16 protein-coding genes are annotated in these 14,443 nt (G+C 64.7%); 12 read left to right on the top strand and 4 right to left on the bottom strand.

The genetic code is table 11. The features are described from left to right. Positions 1–17: 17 nt before the first annotated feature. From ACIPUB_RS04520 to ACIPUB_RS04510, 3 genes are read right to left on the bottom strand one after another with little or no spacing between them, the layout of a single operon-like run. On the bottom strand, positions 18–1,163 hold the full coding sequence (locus ACIPUB_RS04520; RefSeq protein ID WP_407606280.1) for an FAD-dependent oxidoreductase: 1,146 nt from the start codon (positions 1,161–1,163) through the stop codon (positions 18–20). Next, the gene (locus tag ACIPUB_RS04515) at positions 1,160–1,870 is read right to left on the bottom strand and encodes a methyltransferase domain-containing protein (protein ID WP_407606279.1); all 711 of its coding nucleotides are present in this window, start codon (positions 1,868–1,870) and stop codon (positions 1,160–1,162) included. The genes ACIPUB_RS04520 and ACIPUB_RS04515 overlap by 4 nt, the downstream gene beginning before the upstream one ends. A gap of 11 nt (positions 1,871–1,881) precedes the next feature. Beyond that, entirely contained in the window at positions 1,882–3,021 is a 1,140-nt protein-coding gene (locus tag ACIPUB_RS04510) for a type III polyketide synthase (RefSeq protein WP_407606278.1), read from the bottom strand. 575 nt (positions 3,022–3,596) lie between these two features. On the opposite strand from ACIPUB_RS04510, the gene ACIPUB_RS04505 reads away from it, so the two are divergent. From ACIPUB_RS04505 to ACIPUB_RS04470, 8 genes are all read left to right on the top strand, one after another. Then, positions 3,597–4,283, top strand: a complete 687-nt coding sequence (locus tag ACIPUB_RS04505) for a fasciclin domain-containing protein (protein ID WP_407606277.1) — start codon at positions 3,597–3,599, stop codon at positions 4,281–4,283. Positions 4,284–4,464: 181 nt separating this feature from the next. After that, complete coding sequence (sigK, locus tag ACIPUB_RS04500) at positions 4,465–5,046, top strand: ECF RNA polymerase sigma factor SigK (protein ID WP_407606276.1); 582 nt, start codon at positions 4,465–4,467, stop codon at positions 5,044–5,046. Then, on the top strand, positions 5,046–5,888 hold the full coding sequence (locus tag ACIPUB_RS04495; protein WP_407606275.1) for an anti-sigma factor domain-containing protein: 843 nt from the start codon (positions 5,046–5,048) through the stop codon (positions 5,886–5,888). The genes sigK and ACIPUB_RS04495 overlap by 1 nt, the downstream gene beginning before the upstream one ends. Positions 5,889–6,010: 122 nt before the next feature. Then, positions 6,011–7,570, top strand: a complete 1,560-nt coding sequence (locus tag ACIPUB_RS04490; protein WP_407606274.1) for a molybdopterin-dependent oxidoreductase — start codon at positions 6,011–6,013, stop codon at positions 7,568–7,570. 431 nt (positions 7,571–8,001) lie between these two features. Beyond that, positions 8,002–8,175, top strand: coding sequence for a hypothetical protein (locus ACIPUB_RS04485; RefSeq protein WP_407606273.1), 174 nt, complete (start codon positions 8,002–8,004; stop codon positions 8,173–8,175). Between the two features lie 117 nt (positions 8,176–8,292). Continuing rightward, positions 8,293–8,580, top strand: a complete 288-nt coding sequence (locus ACIPUB_RS04480) for a hypothetical protein (protein WP_407606272.1) — start codon at positions 8,293–8,295, stop codon at positions 8,578–8,580. 223 nt (positions 8,581–8,803) lie between these two features. Beyond that, positions 8,804–9,022, top strand: a complete 219-nt coding sequence (locus tag ACIPUB_RS04475) for a hypothetical protein (protein ID WP_407606271.1) — start codon at positions 8,804–8,806, stop codon at positions 9,020–9,022. A gap of 64 nt (positions 9,023–9,086) precedes the next feature. After that, entirely contained in the window at positions 9,087–9,767 is a 681-nt protein-coding gene (locus tag ACIPUB_RS04470) for a CE1759 family FMN reductase (protein ID WP_407606270.1), read from the top strand. A 16-nt stretch (positions 9,768–9,783) separates the two neighbouring features. Here the strand turns inward: ACIPUB_RS04470 and ACIPUB_RS04465 are convergent, their stop codons facing one another. After that, positions 9,784–10,989, bottom strand: a complete 1,206-nt coding sequence (locus tag ACIPUB_RS04465; RefSeq protein WP_407606269.1) for a MalY/PatB family protein — start codon at positions 10,987–10,989, stop codon at positions 9,784–9,786. Positions 10,990–11,168: 179 nt separating this feature from the next. Between ACIPUB_RS04465 and ACIPUB_RS04460 the strand changes: the two genes are divergently transcribed. From ACIPUB_RS04460 to ACIPUB_RS04445, 4 genes are all read left to right on the top strand, one after another. Then, positions 11,169–11,669, top strand: coding sequence for a DUF6328 family protein (locus tag ACIPUB_RS04460; RefSeq protein WP_407606268.1), 501 nt, complete (start codon positions 11,169–11,171; stop codon positions 11,667–11,669). A gap of 204 nt (positions 11,670–11,873) precedes the next feature. Further along, positions 11,874–12,659: a 2-oxo-hept-4-ene-1,7-dioate hydratase gene (hpaH, locus tag ACIPUB_RS04455; RefSeq protein ID WP_407606267.1), complete on the top strand. Its 786-nt coding sequence runs from the start codon at positions 11,874–11,876 to the stop codon at positions 12,657–12,659. Continuing rightward, a complete protein-coding gene (locus tag ACIPUB_RS04450) occupies positions 12,644–13,459 on the top strand; it encodes an aldolase/citrate lyase family protein (protein WP_407606266.1) in 816 nt (271 codons plus the stop codon). Before hpaH ends, ACIPUB_RS04450 begins: the two co-directional genes overlap by 16 nt. A gap of 178 nt (positions 13,460–13,637) precedes the next feature. After that, on the top strand, positions 13,638–14,384 hold the full coding sequence (locus ACIPUB_RS04445) for a sulfite exporter TauE/SafE family protein (RefSeq protein WP_264268357.1): 747 nt from the start codon (positions 13,638–13,640) through the stop codon (positions 14,382–14,384). Positions 14,385–14,443: the final 59 nt, after the last annotated feature.

The raw sequence follows: 14,443 nt of genomic DNA, 5'->3' as shown, positions 1-14,443 counted from the left end.
CCACGCCCCGCGCGTTTTCAACCGCCCTTGCCGGTCATGGTGAACGTGGCGGCAACGGCGGTCGAAAACCGCTCCGACCCGAAGAGCACATGGGCCAGCGCATCGCGTGTCCCCACGGCGGGGCCCCACAGCGGGCGCCCCAGCGCCATGTTCACCTGCGCCTGCCGCCCGGCCTGCCGGGCAGCGGCCAGACGCCGGCGGGAAAAGCCCGCGAGTTGCTCCTCGAGCCGGTCCCGGGGCTGCTCCCCGCCCAGCGCCGCCCCCAGGATGGGGGCCAAGGCGGCGGCATCGCGCAACCCCAGCGTCATGCCCTGGCCCCCGATGGGGCTGACCTCGTGGGCAGCATCCCCGATCAGGACCAGGTTCCCGTGGTTCATGGATCCCACCGCGAAATTCGCGGTCCCGAATTCGCTGAGCATGGAGTTTTCGCCGGCCTCCACCCGGTGCCCGGTCCGCCGCGCGATGAGTTCGGGCAGCGACGGGGACCGCTCATCCCGGAGCCGGGATACCCAGCGCCTCCGGTTCCCCGGGAGGGGGAACGACTCGGTGATCCCGTGCTCGTGCAGGAACAGCGCCGCCACCGGGCCGAAGTCGGTGCCGTCCGGGTAGTCGCCCATGAGGTAGCGATCGGGCAGGTCCCTGCCGCGGAACGGGACCAGCGCCGCCCGCCGCACGGCCGACCGCGTGCCGTCGGCACCGACGAGGAACCGGCATTCGAACCGCGCGGGTCCGCCAGCGGTCGCGGCCTCGACGCTATGGAACCCCGGGTGCGCGGTGAACGAGGTGAATTCGTGCCCGGCCAGCAGCGCCGAGGAATCCAGCTCCCGCAGACGGTCGCGCAACAGCCCGACCGTCCGGTTTTGCGGCAGCGACAGCACGAACCGGTGACCGGCCGGGATGGAGCCGAACCCCAGTTCCGCCACTGTCCGTCCGCGGGAGATGCCGACCCCGCGGGTGATCCGCACGCCGGCCTCCACGGCAGCCGGTCCCACCCCGAGCCCATCCAGGACCGCGAGTCCCGGCGGATGGATCCCGATGGCCCGGGAGTGTTCCCCGACCCCGGTCCGGGACTCGAGCACGCGCACGCTGTGTCCGCCCTGGCGCAGCAGGATCGCCAGCGCCATCCCGCTGGGGCCGGCCCCGACTATCAGGACGTCGATCATCGGCCGGCCGGTGGTTCCCCGTGCCAGATGGCCAGGTTCCGGTACAGCCCCGCGGCGTGCGCGTGCCATCCGCGCGGCAGCACCCGGGCGAGCTCGTCGCGGGTGAAACTGCGCCGGATGGAGGTGAGGCCATCGCGCCGGATGAACGAGGTGCCGGCCAGGGGCAAGGCGGCCAGCCCGAAAAGCAGCAGGGCGCTGCGCCGGCGCCGGATGTCGCTGTGGATCGCCAGCGAGCGGGCGAGCACCTGGCTGTCGGCCAGGACGCCTGACAGCGCCGGCGGATCCAGGTGGTGCAGGACGTGGTTGGAGATGACCACGTCGAACACCTGTCCCTCGGCCACCAGCTCCGCGCTTGCCGCCCGCCGGAATTCGAGCTCCGCGGGGCCAAAGCCGGCAGCGGCAGCCGCCCGGGAGGCAAAATCGTGGGCGCGCGGGTCCGGGTCGATGCCCGTCACCTTGAGGCTCAGTCCGTCGGCCCGTGCCCAGCGCAGGAGTGCCAGCGCAATGTCTCCGCCGCCGCAGCCGATGTCCAGGACCGTGGCGGTGCGGTTGCGCGGAAGCGCCGGTCGAACCAGCCCCAGGTACACGCTCCGCCACCCGGACACGCATCGGTTCACCAGCGGGAACTGCGCGTAGGTCCGCTCCAGCATCAGCGGATCGGCATCGGGCCTGTCCATTTCCTCCAGTGCGGCAATGTCGCGTTGCATGTCCGGGGCGCCTAGCCCTCCCTCCCGGAAACCATGGTCATCAGGGACGTCTCGACGGTGAGGCCGGGGCCAAAGGCCATGGAGCACACGCGCTCGCCGGATGACGATGCCCGGGAAATGTTCTCGTCCATGATGTCCTTGAGCACGAACAGCACCGTGGAACTGGACATGTTCCCGTAGTCGTTGAGGATCCGTCGGGCCGGCACCAATTGGTCGTCGCCCAACTGCAGGCGTTTCTGCACGCGGTCAAGGATGGCCCGTCCGCCGGGGTGGATGCCCCAGTGAGGGATGTCGGCATAGGCGTCGCCCAGCGTCGGGTCCCGGGCCAGCAGCGGTTCCAAGGCGCCAACGATGTGGTCGTCGATGATGTGCGGGACGTAGGTTCCCAAGACCATTTCAAAGCCCTCGTCCCCGATGTTCCAGGCCATGGCCTCCTCGCCCACCGGGGTCAGCACCGTCTCAAAGTGGTCCAGCTGCAGGCCGGACCCGGAGTGCTGGCGGGCGGTGACGATGGCGGCCGCGGCACCGTCGGCAAAGAGCGCGGAGCCCATGATGGTGTCGGGGTCGTTCGAGCTGCGCACGTGGATGGAACACAGCTCTGCGCAGACCACCAGGACCACTGCGTTGGGGTCGGCCTCGCAAAAGCTCTTGGCGGCGCGCAGGGCCGGGAAGGCGGCGTAGCATCCCATGAATCCCAGGTGGTATCGCTGGGTTGCCGGGCTCAGGCCCAGTGCCCTGACCAATTGGTAGTCGGGCCCGGGGTTGTAGAAGCCGGTGCAGGAGACCGTGATGACGTGGGTGATGTCGCCGGGTGCAAGATCCGGGCAGGCATCCAGGGCCTTTTGTGCCGATTCGATGTAGAGTCCGGGGGCCGTGGCGGCAAAGACCTCGTTGCGTTCCTTGGTGCTGGGTCGCAGCAGCAGCCCCGACTCCGCGTCGAAGAAGAGGGGGTTCTCGGCCACCGTCTCGGTGGTGAATTCGGTGACCGCAGTATGGCGGGTCGAAATCTGGGCCGAGTCAAACGACGTGTTGATCAGTCGTTGGCCCAGGCGGGTCAGCCCGGGTTGCGCGGCAAAAACGTCCCGTGCCTTGTCTTGGTACAGGATGGTTGGCGGAACTGCTGTTTGGATGGTTCTCATCATCACCGGCATGAAACCGAGCCTATGGCCCGATGCCGTTGCGGTAAAGGGGCACGTCGCGGCAGGGGTGACGCCCGGGGAAAGCCAAGGAAAGCGGGACCCCCAAAAAGTGCTGGCATCCCTGCGCGCTCAGGAGTATCGTCTATGTGTGGGGAGACCAGTCGCGGTCGTAAGTGATCCCGCCCCAGGGTGAGAGGTAATTGATGCCAGACAAATCACCACATAGACATGAACACAAGAAGCCTGCCGGCAAGTCGATCAAGGCGCGACGCGCGGAGAAGCGCTCGAAGAACGCACCTGCGACAGAGACCGAGCAGGTAACCCACATCAAGAAACACTGAGCAACTTGATGATTGGAGATAGTTTTACCGGAAGCGGAGAAGAACAGACATCTTCTCCGCTTCTTCCATGTCCAGGTGTTGACGGGAGCCCGCTCTGGGGGGGGGGTAGTGGCGGAGGCCCGAAAACTTTTTTGACATGATTCCAATCCGTTTGCCGTACGGCACCGAATGCTCCATGACAGCCCGCACCAACAGTGGTCGGGAAGGCGCGGAGGCCAGGGGTCGACGCCAAGCAAGGAGCATGACATGAAGCGCATGAACAGCAAGTTTGCCTCAGCACTCGGACTGATTGCAGTTGCCACCGTTGGCCTGACCGCTTGCTCGGCGGGCACCGGAGGCGAAACCGCCGCACCTGCATCTTCGGCCGCCCCGTCCAGTTCGTCGGCGGCGCCGAGCAGCTCGGCAATGGCCAGCGAAGCGGCCATGGACCCGGCAGCAAACCTCGTTGGCTCGGGTTGCGCGGCATACGCCGAGGCAGTGCCCAGCGGAGAAGGCTCGGTTGCCGGCATGGCCAAGGATCCGGTCGCAGTGGCCGCATCAAACAACCCGCTGCTCAAGACCCTCACCGCAGCGGTGTCAGGCAAGCTCAACCCGAAGGTCGATTTGGTTGACACCCTCAACGGTGCCGAGTTCACGGTCTTCGCCCCGGTTGACGAGGCCTTTGCAGCCATCCCGGAAAAGGACCTCAATGCAGCGGTCGCGGACGCAGACACCCTGAGCAGCATCCTGACCTACCACGTGATCCCCGGCCAGATCGCACCGAGCGACATCCCCGGCAGCCACACAACGGTCCAGGGCGAGGACCTGGAGGTCACCGGCAGCGGTGACGAGCTCATGGTCAACGGCGCCACGGTGGTTTGCGGCGGCGTCCAGACCGCCAACGCAACCGTCTATCTCGTCGACACCGTGCTGATGCCCCCGGCCAAGAAGTAGCCGCTGCACAGCAAGGCAACCCACCAGGGGGTTGGTGTCTGATGGTCCTTTCCATCACGCACCGACCCCCTGCGGTCGATAGGCGTCGACCGGTGGTTCCGGCAGGGCGGATAAATATTTTTCGGCCGCCGCACCAGAAAGGATGAAGGACGGGTTTGGAATGCATGAGACGCTTTATCGCATGAGTTCACATCTACCCGGTGGCACGGAACAGACCTCGGCCCCGACCACCGAAGAACTGATGCTCCGGATTGCGGCAGGCAATGAGAGCGCTTTTGAAGAACTCTACGACCGTCTCTCGCCCCAGGTCTTCGGTCTGGTCCGACGCATCCTGAAGGACCAGGCTCAAAGCGAGGAAGTCACGCAAGAGGTATTCGTCGAAGCATGGCAACAGGCCTCACGCTACGACTCGGCCCGCGGAAAGGCGATCACCTGGCTGTTGACCCTGGCACACCGCCGGGCCGTCGACCGGGTCCGGGCCAGCCAGGCGAGCAAGGACCGCGACCTGCGCCAAGGCATCAAGGAATTCCAGGCGAGCTACGATGACGTTGAGGAAACGGCCATCCAGCATGATGAAAGCCGACGCGTCATCCAGGCCCTGGAACGGCTCAGCGAGACGCAGCGCGATGCCATTCAACTGGCCTATTTCGGGGGCTACACGCACATCGAGGTGGCCGAATTGCTCAGGATCCCGGTGGGAACCGCGAAAACACGAATACGCGACGGAATGAACAAACTTCGAGACCTGATGGGAGTGGCGTAATGGACAAGCACAAGAACGAGCTGACCGGCAGCTTCGCCCTGAACGCACTGGGCGACGACGAACGCGACGAACTGATCCGTCATGCAGAATCCTCCCCGGAGGTCCGTGCCGAATTGGATGCACTGCAGGAAACGGCGGCGCTTCTTGGCCAGTCGGCCGAACCCGTCGCACCTCCGGCCAGGCTCAAGGCCAATGTCATGTCCGCCATCCGGAACACCCCGCAGTTGCCGCCGGTCGACGCCGAGCGGGAAATTCCTGGCCACGAAGCCCCGGAGGCTTCGGGCCCCGCCGCAGAGGCAGCAGGGAAGGACCGCGCATCGGAGCGGTCGCAGGAGCCGGCCCCGCAGCGCCCGCCCGCGGCTGCCAAGACCAACCAACGGATGTTCGCTTTGGCGGCCGGAGTGCTGCTGGTGGCATCCGGCGTGCTCAGCGGCGTGGTGGTCAACCAAAATGCGGAGCAGCGAAAGCTGGAGGAACAGCTGGCTGCCCTCAGCACGCAGCAAAACGAGCTGACCCGCATCCTGACCGCCGCCGATGTCCAGTCCAAGAGCCAGCAACTGGACGACGGTGCCACGGTTACCTTGGCCTACTCGGCATCCGAGGGCAAGATGGCGGTGACCACCGCCGGATTGCCTGCCCTGCCCAGCGACAAGGGGTACGAACTGTGGCTCATCTCCGGCACCGGTGCGATACCTGCCGGAATGGTCGACGGCACCAAGGCCGATGGCATGGTCATGGTTTCCGGGGCGATGGAGGGCGTGACACACTTCGGCATCACCGTGGAACCGGCTTCCGGATCCCCGGCGCCAACGACCGAACCGATCCTCGTCCAGGAACTCTAGGCGCCTGAAAGAATACGCCGCCGTCTTCCAATCCGCCGGTGGTACCGTTCCGAATACGTAGTGGTTAGTTGTTCCCCGCAGTCGCGGGGAGGAAGCATCACAACGTACGGGTGGGTGAACTCATGAACAAGTTAACAGCAACGAGGCTGCGGGACCTGGGCACCTTCGGGCTCGCGGGCTTCGCGTCGGCTGCCGTGCTTTTTTCCGTGGCTCAATTTGTGTCGGCCTTCTTCGCCACATCATCGGCGCCCCTGGTGGCGATGGGATCGGTGTTCATCGACCTGACGCCGCCATGGCTCAAGGATTTCGCCATTGCCACGTTCGGCACCAATGACAAACTGGCACTCTTCATCTCCATGGGGGTGATTGCCGCCATCGCCGCGGTATTGGACGGAATGATCGCCAGGCGCAGCTTTGCCCTGGCGGCCGGTTGCATCGTGGTCCTCGCCGTGGCAATCGGCGGAGCCGTGCTTTCCAGGCCGGCCACCGGACTCGTGGACCTGACCCCCATCATCCTGGGTGCCGTCGCGGGCCTGGCCGCCCTGCGCTGGCTCTCGGCGCTCGCCGGGAAGGCCCGGCCTTCGACACCCGAAGAGGTGCCGGCACCCGGGGCCTCGCGCAGGAACTTCCTGCTGGGCACTGCACTTTCCCTGGTTGGCGCGGCAATCGCCACGGGCGTCGGAAAATCCCTGGCCACCGCACGCAACGTAGCCGATTCCGCCCGTTCGGCCCTCGGGCTCCCCGCGGCCAAGGTGCTGGCACAGGCGCCACCGGCAAGCGCACAGGTCGAATTGTCGGGCATGCCGAAGTTCATCACGCCGAACAAGGACTTCTATCGGATCGACACCGCTCTTACGGTGCCGCGCATCAACCCGACTGAATGGTCGCTGCGGGTCCACGGCATGGTGGAAAAGGAATTCACCATGAGCTTCGAGGAACTTCTGGCCGAGGACCTCGTGGAAAGCTATCTGACGCTGACTTGTGTATCGAACCCGGTTGGCGGCCAGCTGGTAGGCAACGCCAAGTGGCTGGGGTATCCGTTGCGCCTGCTCCTGGAGCGTGCGGTGCCCAAGGACGGCGCGGACATGGTCCTCTCGACATCGATTGACGGTTTCAGTGCCTCCACGCCGCTCGAGGTTCTCACCGACGACCGCATGGCCCTGCTGGCCATCGGCATGAACGGCGAGCCCTTGCCGCTGGAGCACGGATTCCCGGTCCGCATGGTGGTGCCCGGTCTCTACGGCTACGTTTCCGCCACGAAATGGGTTGTTGACCTGGAAGTCACACGCTTCGAAGACAAGGTCGCATACTGGACCACGCGAGGCTGGTCGGATCACGGTCCCATCAAGCTCTCCTCCCGGGTGGATGTGCCGCGGTCCTTCGCAAGCGTTCCGGCGGGAACGGTTGTCATGGGAGGAACCGCCTGGGCGCAGACCAAGGGAATCTCGAAGGTACAAGTTCAGATCGATGATGGCGACTGGATGGACACGGAATTGGGCGCCGAGGCTTCCGTGGACACCTGGCGGCAATGGCGCTACGAATGGGACGGGGGTTCATCGGGAAACCACACGGTCAGCGTCAGGGCTTTCGACGGGCAAGGGGAAATGCAAACCAGCGAGAAAGCCGACCCGGTCCCCGACGGCGCCAGCGGCTGGCAGCGGGTCCAGTTCTCGGTTGAATAGCCCTGCGGTCTCCTGCTCTGCAGTGCAGGACCGTCCAATTTCTGCCCGGATCGGGTCGGCTCCCAATACCACCTGAAATGCTGGAAATCCATAGATACCCGGCGTATTCTCAAGGTAAGTCGGTTTGCTGAAACCACCAGAACCGATGGGCAAGAGGATGCGGGAGAACGCATGGATACGGCAAGGAAATCGGTGCCGGCGGCGAAAACGCCTAGGTGATATCTGGCATTGGCCAGACGGCTCTGTTCACGGCGCATGACACCTTCGCCTTCGGATCGCGATTATTGGAAACCGCCGACGTTCACGACTTTGTCGATGAACCCCAAACTTCCGTTGGGGTATCGTGCCGACATTGACCGGTGGTCCGCCCGGCTACCGCATACTCCAAGAGAAACATCCATGTTCCAGTTTCAAGGACTGAGGAGCACACGATGAACCAGGAAACCAACGCCACGCCGGTACAAGAATCCGACGGAAAAGTCATCGGATCATCCACGACCAAGGGCGCCGCGAAACGATCCGCGGACGAACTGCCCGACGGCTCGGGCAACGACGCGCAGAGCCCGATGACGCCGGAGGACAGGGAACGCTACGACGCAGGCTAGCCACAGGCGACGAAGCCAAGAACATGTACCTCGACAAGCCGGCAAACGGCTTGGACGGTGCACACTTCGCAACAACATGGTGGCCTGTTCCAGAGAAAATGACAGGAGTGAAATGTCATGACACAGGATGCACACATTCCGGCACCACGCGAGGAACCCAAGTCAAGGCTGAGGGTGCCCAGGACGCACCACGCCAACGGATTGTTGATTGGCGGCGGACTCACGGCCCTGCTCTTCTTGGTATTCATCGTCGCCGGCGGCATCACCCTGGGTACCGTGATCAGTCCGCTGTGGATTGGTTTCATTATTGGTGTCTTGGTCGCGCTTCTTGGAGCCTTCCGCATGGTTCGCGGCCCCGAAGCCTTCGGATTAGGCGATACCGAGCACAAACACCCGGCTGCCTAACGCAAAACGGGTGAAATCACGAGGGCCATCGTCTCGCCGCCCCCAGGGCAGACGGTGGCCTTCGTGTGTCCGGCGGTGGAGGCCATATTCGTTGGTTCGGCAATGCGTTCTGGCCAAGGTGTTTCCGTCGTCTTCTGCATGGCGCTTGTTCCCGCGGTACCGTTGAGGTCATGGTGAACCCGGCATTTCGGCCATTGCCATCAGGATGAACCAGGGAGGCTGCATGCGGTATCGCGTGGTCTGGATGACCGTGGCCGTGGTGCTTGCAGCCATGGGTATTTCGCTCTGGTCCGACGCGCCCGTCGCTGCATTCGGTGCAGGCGCGACTGCCGCCTACTGTCTGGTTGCGGCCATCCGCGGACGTTGCCTTGGCGGTATCTGCATGCCGACGGCGGCGGCCGACGAAAGCGTTCCAAAAAAAGAAGAGGCCGGCCGGGAATGAATTCACGACCCTCGTGGTTTTACATGCAAAGACATGTATTTCACGAGAGGGAGCCACACACATCATGAGCCAAAACATCGTAGTCATCTCCGGCGGACTGGGCACGCCGTCGACCTCCGGCCTGCTGGGACGCCAGCTCGGCGAATCCGCCGTCAAGGAACTTGCGGCGGTGGGCATCCAAGCCGACCTGACGGTGCTTGAGTTGCGCGACTACGCCGCTGACATCACCAACAACCTGCTTACCGGCTACGCACCGCCGCGCCTGGCTGAGGCCATCGAAGCGGTACGCAACGCGGCCGGACTGATCGCTGTCTCGCCGGTCTTCACCGCATCGGTCTCCGGGCTCTTCAAGTCGTTCATCGATGTCCTGGATCCCACCTCGCTCGATGACAAGCCCATGGTCCTGGCCGCCACGGGCGGAAGTGCACGGCACAACCTGGTGGTCGACTACGCAATGCGTCCGATCTTCGCTTACCTGCGGGCGCGGATCATGCCCACGTCCATCTTTGCCTCACCCGAGGACTGGGGAGCGGACCAGGGCCACGGTGCGCTGGCCGAACGCGAGCGCCGCGCCGGGGCCGAACTGGCACAGGCCATTGCCGGACCACACGGGACCGCAGCAAAGACCCAGGACCTGGGCGACACCCGCTCCATCGCGCCGCGCGTGAGCGAAACCGCAAACCCGCGCGACAACCTGACGTCGCTGCCGTTCGAGCAGTTGCTGGCCAACATCCAGAAGGGCTAGTCGGAGCCGCCCAAGGCTACTGGGCAAACTCCGGGTCGGTGACGTCCTTGTTGTCGCACCCGTCGACCGCGGCCCCCATGCGGTGGATCATTCCGCCCAGCACCGGTCGCGGGGTGGCAAAGTTCAGCCGTACGAAGCCCTTGCCGCCGCTGCCGCAGGCAGTGCCGTTGATCAAAGCGACCTGGGCTTCCTTGAGGAAGAACTGGGCGGGTCCCGGGTCCAAGGCGAGCCGGGAAACATCCAGCCACGCGAGGTAGGTCCCCTGCGGGGGAATGTAGCGGACCTGGGGCAGGTGTTCCTTGATGATGTCCAAGAGCAGCATTCGCGAGTCGTCAAGGTAGCTGATGACCCCGTCGAGCCAGCCCGTCCCGGTGCGGTAGGCAGCCGTTGTCGCCGCCAGCCCCACATTGGCTGCGCCGTGTTCGGCAACCCCGCCCACCCGCTCCCAAGCGATTCGGTCGGCGTCGTTGGTCAGGACCAGCTGGGCGCACTTGAGTCCCGGCAGGTTGAAGGCCTTCGTGGCCGCAACCGACGTGACGGAGTGCGCCGCGGCCGCGGGCGAAACTGTGGCATAGGGAATGTGGGAGGCGCCGTCAAAAACAAGTGGCGAATGGACCTCGTCCACGAAGACCCTCGATCCGGAGGCTTCGACCAGCTCGGAAATCGCGAGCAGTTCCTCGCGCGAATAGACCTTGCCAATCGGGTTGTGCGGATTCACCAGGACCAGCAGGGCGCCGCCTGCCAATGCCTGCTTCAGGGCGTTCCAGTCGATTTCCCATCCGCTTTGCGTGGGAACCATGGCCACTTCGATGGAATCCCGCCCAAAACGCTCCGCGGTGGAGATGAAGGGCATGTACGCGGGGGTCAAAAGGACCAGGGGAGCGTCTGGACGGTGCCCCGGGGAAAAATGCATGATGGCGGCGTCAAGCGCCGTCATCACGGAGCTCATGGGCCGCACCTGGTCGGGGTCGATCTTCCACTCGAACCTGTTCTCCAGCCATCCGGCCGTGGCTTGCTGCATGTCGTGGACCAATTGGGTCGGTGCGTAGCCGATCAGGCCGTTGACCAACGTTTCCTGTGCCGCCGCGATGACGCCCGGGGCCGTTCCGAAATCCATTTCGGCCACCCAGGCGCCAAGCGATCCGCGGTATTCGGACCACTTCAGCGATCCGGTCCGGCGCAATTGGTCGACGGTCAGAAGGTCGAAGGGGTGGACACTCATTTAGACAGCTTAGACTCCTTCGGGAACGAAAGACCCTGCCGTTTTTCATTTCTTCTGCCCAAGTCGCTTGTTCTTCGGTAGGTTGGCTAGTGAAGCAGGATGTCAGCAGGATCCGACCCGAATTCCTTGGGTTCACCCCCCAAGCCTCGGTCTGTGGGTGGTTGCCGGGAGGGAGCGCAATGGACGGGCGCAATGAGCGCAATGAGAGTGTCGAGGAGCGGCTGGACCGGAACTGGAACGAGCTCATGCAGGAGCTGCGCGTCATGCAGACCGGTGCGCAGATCCTTGCCGCATTCCTGGTGGTCTTGCCCTTCCAAGCGGGGTTCACGTCGCTGGAGCAGGCGGACAGGAGATTCTATTTGGTCCTGCTGGTGTTCTCCGCGCTGCTGATCGTCCTGCTGGTTACGCCGGTTGCCGTGCACCGGCACCTCTTCGGCCAACGCGTCAAGATCACCACCGTGCACATGGGCCACGTCATTTCGAAGTTGGTGGTCATCGGCGTGGGGGTCCTGGTGGCCGGGTGCGTGTGGTTCGTGGTCCAGGTCCTGTATGGCTGGGCATTGGGTGCCCTCATTGGCGGGCTCGTCATGCTTGCGGTGGTTTTCCTGTTGGTGGTCCTGCCACGGATCATCAAGCCAACGTCCTCGATCCCGGTCCCGCCGGCCCCCGGCATCGAGTAGCGTACGGCATGGGCGGTTCGGCCTCGGCCCGCCAGTCGCAGGAAAGCCTTGGGCACTTCAGGGTGGCACGGACACAAAGGACGCCTGAATGTGACCCCGGTGACGTATTGGCTACCATGTTCAAGGTGTGAGCCTGTGACCACAAGATGTGGTCGGGTGACCACGGGACGTGCATCCAGAACTTCAGAAGGGGCCCAGGCCAGCATGCTCAATGATGAGACCATCACCCAGATAGCCGATGAACTCGTACAAGCGGGTCACGACCGCGTGCCGGTCAAGCGCCTGACCGCCCGCTTCCCCGAAATGACGGTGGAGGACTCCTACAAGGTGCAGAACCTCTGGCGCCAGCGCTCCGAGGCCAACGGGCGCATCCTTGCGGGCCGCAAGATCGGACTGACCTCCCGCGCCATGCAAATGGCCACGGGCATCACCGAGCCGGACTACGGCATCATCTTCGATGACATGGTGCTCGACTCGGGGTGCACCATCGAGTGGGACAAGTACACCCACCCGCGCGTCGAAATGGAACTGGCCTTCAAACTCAACAAGGACGTTGAGGGGCCCATTGCCAACATCTTCGACGTGCTCAACGCGACCGAATACGTCATCCCCGCGCTGGAAATCCTGGATTCACGCATTGAGATGGAGGGCCGCACCATTGTCGACACCATCTCCGACAACGCGGCCATGGGCGCCATGGTCATCGGCGGAAACCCGATGAAGCCCTCGGACATCGACCTGCGCTGGGTCTCGGGCATCCTGTTCAAGAACCAGGTCGTCGAGGAAACCGGTGTCGCCGCGGGAGTACTGAACCACCCGGCCGCCGGCGTCTATTGGCTGGCGAACAAGATCGCCGCCCACGGCGACAAGCTCAACGCGGGGGAGATCATCCTGGCCGGTTCCTTCACCCGCCCCATGTGGGTGGACAAGGGCGACACCGTCTTTGCCGACTACGGACGAATGGGAACCGTGACATGCCATTTCTCGTAGAACCCGACCCGTCCCTCAAGGACGCACTGCGCCAGGCCGACCACGCGCTGGCAGGCATCTGGGTGTGCTCCGGCTCCCCGCTGGTCGCCGAGATCTGCGCCGGTGCCGGATTCGACTGGATCTTCATCGATGCCGAGCACTCGCCCAATGGCCTTGAGTCCATCCTGGGACAGCTTCAGGCGGTGCGCGGCTACCCTGTCGTGCCGGTGGTCCGCCCGCCGGTCAACGACACCGTTCTCATCAAGCAGTACCTGGACCTGGGCGTGCAGTCGCTGATCATCCCGATGGTCAACAACGCCGACGACGCCCGTGCCGCAGTGGCCGCCTGCCACTACCCGCCGACGGGCGTGCGCGGCGTCGGTTCGGCGCTGGCGCGTTCGGCCCGCTGGAACCGCATCCCCGACTACCTGACACGGGCGAGTGAGTCCCTGACGCTGATGGTGCAGATCGAATCGGCGGAGGCGGTGGCCAACGTCGAGGAGATCGTCGCCACCGACGGCGTGGACGGCATCTTCATTGGCCCTTCCGACCTGGCAGCCTCCATGGGCGTGATCGGGCAGCAGGACCACCCCGACGTCGTCGCGGCGGTGGAAATGGCCATTGCCGCCGGCAAGGCGGCCGGCAAGTACGTCGGCGTCAACGCCTTCGCCGAAGCGCCCGCCAAGCGCTACATCGGACTCGGCGCGCACTACGTGGGTGTCGGTGCCGACGTGGCACTGTTGGCCCGCGGCAGCGAGGCGCTGGCAGCCAAGTTCGTCTCCGGCGCCGAACGCCAGGCCGGGGCTCCCGCCAGCTACTGAGTTCCGACCCCACGGGCAGCACGCGGCTTCCGGAGGATTCCTTCCTCCGGAAGCCGCGCTTTTGTGTCTCCGTCGCGCTGCCGGCGGCAGTCGGCGGTGCCCGCGCGGGATCGCCCGGCACACTGCCGCCTGTCGACCTCGGAATGACCTCGGCCGAATAGGCGATAGGCTCGCTTGAATGGACCTTTCCCTTATTTTTCTCGTGCTTGGCATGGTTGTCGTCGGTGCCATCGCGCAGCGCGTGGCGGGGCTCGGTTTCGCGATGCTTGTTTCCCCGTTCCTGGTTATTGCCCTGGGCGCGCACCAGGGGGTGTTCCTGGTGAACATCTGCGGGGTGCTCTCCTCGGCGCTCATCATGCCGCGGGTATGGAAGGACATCGACTGGTCGATGTTCCGCTGGCTGTGCTCCTTCAGCGTCTTCGGCTCGGTGGCCGGTGCCTTGCTCGCCGGAGGGCTGCCCGCGGCCCCGCTCTCGATCGTGGTCGGCGCCGTGGTGTTGGCGGCACTGTTGCTCTCCCTGATCCTGGTGCGTGCCAACGTCACGGTTTCCGGCCAGGTCCCCAAGGGCAGCGCCGGGTTCCTCTCCGGACTCACCAACTCGCTGGCAGGGGTCGGGGGACCTGCGGTGAGTGCCTACGCGGTGCTGGCCCGCTGGCCGCAACGTCCCTTCGCCGCCACCCTCCAGCCCTTCTTCGTGGTGACAGGACTGGTCACGATCGGCATGAAGTTCATCACCACGCCCGACCAGCTTCCCCCGCTGCCGCTGTGGGCCTGGATCGGGGTCGCCGTGTTCATCTGGGCGGGCGTGCTCATCGGCGAGCAGGTCCAGCGCGTGGTCTCGGACAGGCATGCGCGTTTCTTCGTGTTGTGTTTCGCCTTCTTTGGAGCCATCACCGCCTTGGTCAGCGGTCTGCGCGCCCTGTAGCCCAGGGCCGCCCAATCGCGTCAATCAGGGCAGCGGCGGCACATCGGTGGCACGATTGG

Source organism: Paeniglutamicibacter sp. ORCA_105, assembly GCF_045798545.1.
Lineage (GTDB): Bacteria > Actinomycetota > Actinomycetes > Actinomycetales > Micrococcaceae > Paeniglutamicibacter > Paeniglutamicibacter sulfureus.
This window is presented reverse-complemented; position numbering and strand designations above follow the sequence as displayed.